The sequence below is a fragment of the Mycobacterium sp. E796 genome (assembly GCF_001672815.1).
In the GTDB taxonomy this organism is placed as follows: Bacteria; Actinomycetota; Actinomycetes; order Mycobacteriales; family Mycobacteriaceae; genus Mycobacterium.
This window is the reverse complement of the sequence record NZ_LZKK01000201.1, coordinates 1-6,184: the sequence shown is the minus strand read 5'-3', so window position 1 is coordinate 6,184 and position 6,184 is coordinate 1. Positions and strand designations below refer to the sequence as shown.

The window sequence follows — 6,184 nt, the reverse complement described above, 5'->3', positions numbered from 1 at the left end:
ATCAGCGCGGCGCTGCTCGCGGCTGCGCGGATCGTGCGGGCACACCGTGGCGGCCAACGCAGTCAGCCGCTTATCCAACGCGTGCGCGTCCGGGGACAACAGCACCCCGCCGATCTGCGCACGCCCATCCAGATCCGGGCCGACCCACACCTCCCGATCGCGCTGCGCCGCGGCGCGCCGGCGCACCGCGTCCACATCCGCGCGGGCCACGATCCGATCCACCTGGGCGGCCAACCGGCCCCGACTCATCGACGGCCAGCGCGCCACATTGGCCGCCAACTGCGCATCCACCCTCGCCAACACCTCGGGATCCTCGATCAAATCCGTGCGATACACGATCGTCTGAAACAACCGAAAATCGATATCCCCGGCCCGAAACACCTCCCCTACCTTGGGCAGCCGCTCACGCATCGCCCGCGCGTAGCGCAGCCGGCTGGCCGCCAGGCCCTGGCTGATCCGCAGCGCCGCCCCCACCTCCGCGGCAACGGCCTCCATGGTGTCGATCGCCCACTCCTCGCTCTCCGAACACCGCGAGAGCCGATAGGCGAACAACCGCCCGATCCGGTCCAGCTGGGTAGCGGCGGCCCGGTTTTCCTCGCGCGCCGCGGCCTCGATCTCAGTTAGAAGTGCGGCCGACGTGCTGGTCTTGGACGGATAACGCCGCTCGATCATCTCATCGAACCGGGCAATCACCTCAGCCCGCGCCGCTTGATCGAACATATGTTCGAGTATGCCACAACCGTCGGACAAAAGTTCTTGGGACCGGGCAAGCACGCGACCGCGCGGAGGCGACCCGGAAGTCGAGTACAGGTCGAGTAGTCAACTACTTGGGGTCGCGGGCGGATTCGCTGCGACGATTATCTGACACAACCGCAGCGGCGCAGGGTCAACAGTCGAGGTGACACCATGATGGACCTCACCATCCGGCGCATCCGACCAATACTGCAACGTGTGCGCGGCACGGAAAGCGCTCGTGACCGCCTGGCGCCTGCCCGCCGCACGGCCGGCCGGACGCTGCGAAGACCGCTTGACCGCAGTTCCATCACCCCCCTCTGCGTCATGTGCATCGAACTCGGGCGTGCGACGGAGGCCACCTTCCAAACCGGCGACTGCCTCTGCGGCTGCGACGAACACATCGGGCGACTGGAGCGACGCGGCCGCGCCGCGATACGCCGACAACGGATCGCATTGCGATATCGCAGGGTCGTGGCGGCCGACGCGCCGCGCCAACGAGCGAACGAGACCGCGGCGACACGAGATGTGCCGTAGGAGCCGGTCTTGGCGCACCTGGGCCTCTGACCGGCAAAAGTCCTAATGGCATTTCTGGTCAGTATGTACCGCGGGGAATAAAAGCCGGCCTGGATGTTTGGGTGTCCTGAGAAGCAAGGCGCATTAAATAGGCAAGCTTGTCGCGGTCGTTGATTCCAAGCTTTGCGAATAGCCGATAAACGTGTCCCTCCACCGTTCGCACCGACACAAAGAGCTTTTCGGCGATCTGACGGTTGGACAATCCGGCCGTGATCAGATTGGCGATCTCGCGTTCACGCGCGGTGATCGGCAACGGCGAGGCGACGGCGCCGACCGCCGGTGTTCGTATATCGCCCTGGCCGGCCAACCTGTGCGCCCGGGCCGACGACGTGATCACCTTGCCATGCTGGAGGGCGCGCGCGTGTTCGCGTGCGGCGTGGGCTGCGGCGTCGGCCGCGAGAGCCAGCGCGCCCATGTCCGCGAACCGGTCGGCCGCCGCGTCCAGCACATCTCCGTCCTGGTCGGCCAGGCCGCGAGCGTGCTCTGCGATCGCCCGCGCCAACGGACTCCCGAGCATGCCGGCCAGCTCGGCCAGCCTTGCCGCGTGCGAGTGGTCGTCGAAGCGGACGGCGCTGTGCAGCGCGCGCAGCTCCACGGCGTACAACCCGGACTGTCGCGCGACCTCCGCGGCACGCACCGCATGGGCTTGCGCGGTCACCGTCTGGCCGGCCGAGGCTCGCTCCCAGGCCCGCGCCAGTTCGAGTTCGGGCAAGAACACCGCGACCTGCGGTCCGTACGCGTTCTGCGACCTGCGCAGCGCGGCGGCGGAGGCCGCACTGTCTCCCCGCGCGGCGTGGGCCTGCGCGGACCATGCCTCCACCAGCATCAACCAGCCCAACGGAAAACCGCGCGACATCGCCGATATCGAATCCCGGAACGCATCGGAAGCTGATGCCAGTGCGCCCTGCGCGAGACGCACCAACCCAAGCATGGCGTGCGGAAAGGCGTCTTCAGCGGGCCACAGCCTGACCGTCGGAGCGTAGCGTTCCCAGAGCCGTTCGGCCGCCGTGTTGTCGCCGGCGGAGGTCAGCGCCAGGACCTCGGCCAGCCCCATCGCAAACCGGTACGGTCCGGGCTGGTCGAACACCGCCGAACGCCCCTCGTCCGCTACCCGCTGGACTTCGTGGAACCGGCCTGCGAGGGCCAGCGCCCAACACGTCCACGTCGTCGCCCACATCCCGGCCACGGGTTGCACGTCGGAGATGCACAAGGTGAAACCTCGGTCAATCGCTGCCGGAACGTCGCCGGAAAACAACTCGAACGCCGCCTCCATCGCGGTGACGATCGGCAGCAAGGCTTCGGAATCGACGCGCGCCCGGACGTCGGCCAGCGCCGAACGGGCTTGCTCGACCTGCCTACAGCTGAAGAACAGGTTGGCGGCACGAAGGCAACCCCAACGTACGACTAGCACCTCATCGGTGCCGTCCGGGGGTTCGACCGCATTGAGGACCGCTTCGGTTTCGTCGCCACGCCCCTGCCAGCCGATCGCCTCGGCCAGCACGATCGCGGCCGGCAGGCCCGCCCCGCGCTCGAAGGCGAACCGGGCCAGCTCTTCTCCACAGCCGACGTCCGACATGGTCAGCGCGCTCGCCGCTGCGCCCACGATAAGGTCGAGGTCCGGGCGCAGGTCGCTGCGGGTCATGAGCTGCGCCAGTTGGATGCGCGAGCGCACGTCTGGCACAGCCGACCGCCCGTTCCCGGTCCGGATCTGCCTCTGAAGTTGTTGTGCCAGCGCGGTTCTGACCTGGCGGGAACGCACGACACCCGCGTGCTGGACGGCGGCCTTCCCCACGACGGGGTGGCAGAGCCGCGCGATGGTGTTCGACCCGTCGGCGACCATCTCGACCACACCACGGCGCTCGAGGTTTGCCACCACGTCAACATCGCAGAGCTCACGCAGGATTTCCCAATCCAGCGCCTCCGCCACAGCCAGAATCTCGACCGTTTCGAGCTCCGCCGGCGTCAGGGATCTCAGTCGCGACAGGAGCTGATCGTAGAGTCCACTGTCGGCGCCCAGCGCACCCCGAAGTTGCCAACCCGCTTCCGTGCGCGCCAACGCACCACTTTCCCGACCCGCGCCGATCACACCGCGCAGCAGCAGCGGGCTGCCCGCGGTCTGGCCGTGCAACTCGTTGATCAGCCTGGCGTCGACCACGCCCCCGAGCACGGCGCGGGCGAGTGTGCCGGTCTGGTCACGGGTGAACGGCTCGATCCGAAGGCCGAGCAACAACTGCTCTTTCAACAGCGCGGTTATCGCGTCGGGGACATGGTCACCCGACCGGATCGTCAGGATCAACCGTGCACTGCCGCCGGTCGCAAGCTGATGCACCAACGTCGCAGACAATGGATCGAGCAACTGCGCGTCGTCGACCACGACGACGAGATCTGTCTCCCGCTCCAGGGAGCGGTGTGCGGCGCCCAGCATCACCGCCGGTTCGTGTGCCGCCTCGACCGTAACCGAGCGGTAGAACGCGCCCAACGGGATGGCGGTGCCTGTCTTGGTGCCCAGCGCGTACCGAACAGTCGCCCCACGAGATTCCATCGTCTCCGCGAGCGCCCGAGCCAGCGTCGATTTGCCGACCCCGCTCTCCCCGATCAACGCCACGCCGTCGAGATCGGCGCTCCCAAGTGCCACCAGCGCCCGGCGCAGCTCGTCGTCACGGGCCACGATCGGCCATTCCGACCCGTTGTCCGCCTCTACCAAACGCTCAACCTCCGCGCCGAATCCGTTCGCACAGGGTACTGAGTCCTATACCACTTCGCCTTGGATTTCAGCTGCCGTGGCAAGGTATTCACGGCCTGAATTCGGGCGGCGTTAACGGATCATTCCGTTTGCAGGATTTCTTCACCCGTTCGGCGTGATTCACATCGCCGGAAGACCGTGCGCCTCAGCTCGAATGTCGGTACCAGGCGACGATATAGAGGACCAGCGCCGTCGCCAGCGCGATCAGGACCCAGATCACCACGGCCTGGTCGATCCATGAACCCGCGGGCGGGGTCCCGGGCAGGATGTTGCGCAGCGGCACGACGGCGAACAGCATTGCGGCGTACCAGGTGGAGAACGGCGGCAGGAATTGCCGCCGGCCGGTCAGCATCTGAATGGCGACGAACAGCGCCAGCGTCGGCAGCGTGATGAGGACCAGGCAGATCCCCAGGTCGAACACCAGCGGACCCTTCGCCCGATGCAGCGTGACGATGACGTTGTCCGGGCGGTCGGGGTCGCTGGGGTTGCGTGCGACGCGGATTGCCGAGATGTCCCAGCCGTCCAGCTTTCCGGTCACTTCGACCCGGCCGGGTTTTAATACGCGGTTTTCGCCCGACCCGACGAGGACGTCGGACTGGATGATGTCGGTCCTGTACGAGTCGAACGGCCAGTCGCCGGGGTCACCGTGGGCCTCGATGGTGGTGGCCACCTGCGCAGGCAACTTCCCCACCGGGTACTGCAGGTCCCCGAGGTCGTTCTGCGGAAAGATGCGCACGGAGGTGTCGGTGTTCAACACGTTCAGGCGCTTGTTGATCATCGAATCGTCGGGCATCACCAAGACCTTCACGTCGAGGCGATTGGCCACGGTGTGCAGCTGCTCGAAACGCATCAAGACCACCGTGCCGTCGGCGGTGTTCAGCTCCGGGTCGGGAAGCGGGCCCGGCGCGGTGGCCAGCCAGTGATAGCCGAGCAGGGACAGCACATAGACGACGGCAACGCCCACGATGATGGAGATGTCGAGGACGAGGTGCCGTCGTCGCGGCTTACGGGACGGTGCGGCGGGCGCGGTTGGCGACGCGGGGGCAGCGCCGTGGCCGTTCGCGGGCAGCGCTACGACGACGTCCCGTTGAACCGACACGGACGCACACTAGCAACGGTGCTATTTGCTGGCACCCCGAAGCGAGTCCCGCTACGAGTTCTTAACAAAGGGCGCTACCAGCTTTAACACGCCGCCGTTAACCGGCGCGCCGAACGTCAGTCGCCTTGCCGCACCCAGGCGAAGATGTACAGGCTCATCGCCGTCACCAGAGCGATCAGCACCCATTGGACGATGGCCTGGTCGATCCAGGAGCCGGGCGGTGGCGCACCGGGAAGGATGTTGCGCAACGGGACGATGGCGAACAGGTTCGCGGCATACCAGGTTGCGAACGGCGGCAAGAACTTACGCCGGCCCAGCGCCATCGGAATGGCGACCAACAGTGCCAGGGTGGGCAGGCTGATGAGCACCAGGCAGATGCCGAGGTCGAAGATCAGCGGCCCCTTGGCCCGCTTCAAGGTGATGACCACGTTCCCGTTGTCCGAACCGCGCTGGGTTGGCAGCGCGGCCGGGTCGTGAAGGCGGGTGACCGTGGCGTCCCACCCGTCCAACTCCCCGGTCACTTCCACCCGGGCGGGCACCTTCTTGATGTTGTCGCCCGACCCGACGAACGCATCGGCCGAGATCGGCTCTGTGGTGTAGGAGTCGAAGGGCCAGTTGCCCGGATCGCCGTGCGCCTGGACGGCCGTCGTGAGCTGCCCCGGGGCCTTCCCCTTCGGGTAATGCAGGTCCCCTAACTCGCTCGTTGGATACAGGCGCACCCCGACGTCGGTGCCCAGCACGTCGAGCCGATTGTCGTATGCCGAAATCCCTGGATAGACAAGCACATTCACGGTCAGGCGATTCGCCACCGTCTTGAGCTCCTCGAGGCGCAGCTGCACGATGGTGGCATCGCCGCCGCCCTGGCTCAGGTCCAATGGCGGAAGCGGGGCCTCCGCTTCCTGCAATTGGTGCACGCCGAACAGCGACAGGGCATAGGTGGAGACGACAACCACAAGGATCGCGATGCCGATCGCGATGCGCGGTCTCGACCGTGGTTTGCGCGGCGGCGGCGGGGGTGTCGGAGGGGTATCGGT

The 6,184-nt window shown here is 66.9% G+C and carries 5 protein-coding genes; 1 reads left to right on the top strand and 4 read right to left on the bottom strand.

Annotation, left to right across the window (positions count from 1 at the left end; genetic code table 11):
- Positions 1 to 720: DUF222 domain-containing protein (locus A5706_RS15115; protein WP_156767136.1), on the bottom strand; the 720-nt coding region annotated here is incomplete at its 3' end.
- Between the two features lie 186 nt (positions 721 to 906).
- Here A5706_RS15115 and A5706_RS33045 point away from each other — a divergent pair.
- A complete protein-coding gene (locus A5706_RS33045; RefSeq protein ID WP_156767135.1) occupies positions 907 to 1,269 on the top strand; it encodes a hypothetical protein in 363 nt (120 codons plus the stop codon).
- Positions 1,270 to 1,327: 58 nt separating this feature from the next.
- Here A5706_RS33045 and A5706_RS15105 read toward each other — a convergent pair whose 3' ends face one another.
- The 3 genes from A5706_RS15105 to A5706_RS15095 all read right to left on the bottom strand — a co-directional run bounded on the left by A5706_RS15105 (position 1,328) and on the right by A5706_RS15095 (position 6,127).
- Positions 1,328 to 4,012: a LuxR C-terminal-related transcriptional regulator gene (locus A5706_RS15105; protein ID WP_369831873.1), complete on the bottom strand. Its 2,685-nt coding sequence runs from the start codon at positions 4,010 to 4,012 to the stop codon at positions 1,328 to 1,330.
- Positions 4,013 to 4,196: 184 nt separating this feature from the next.
- The gene (locus A5706_RS15100) at positions 4,197 to 5,120 is read right to left on the bottom strand and encodes a DUF4436 domain-containing protein (RefSeq protein WP_068131997.1); all 924 of its coding nucleotides are present in this window, start codon (positions 5,118 to 5,120) and stop codon (positions 4,197 to 4,199) included.
- A 146-nt stretch (positions 5,121 to 5,266) separates the two neighbouring features.
- Positions 5,267 to 6,127 (bottom strand): DUF4436 domain-containing protein, encoded by an 861-nt coding sequence (locus tag A5706_RS15095; RefSeq protein ID WP_068131994.1) that lies wholly within the window; start codon positions 6,125 to 6,127, stop codon positions 5,267 to 5,269.
- Positions 6,128 to 6,184: the final 57 nt, after the last annotated feature.

Coding starts and splice junctions, on each gene's coding strand:
- A5706_RS33045 (WP_156767135.1), top strand. CDS start 907: ATGATGGACCTCACCATCCGGCGCATCCGACCAATACTGCAACGTGTG.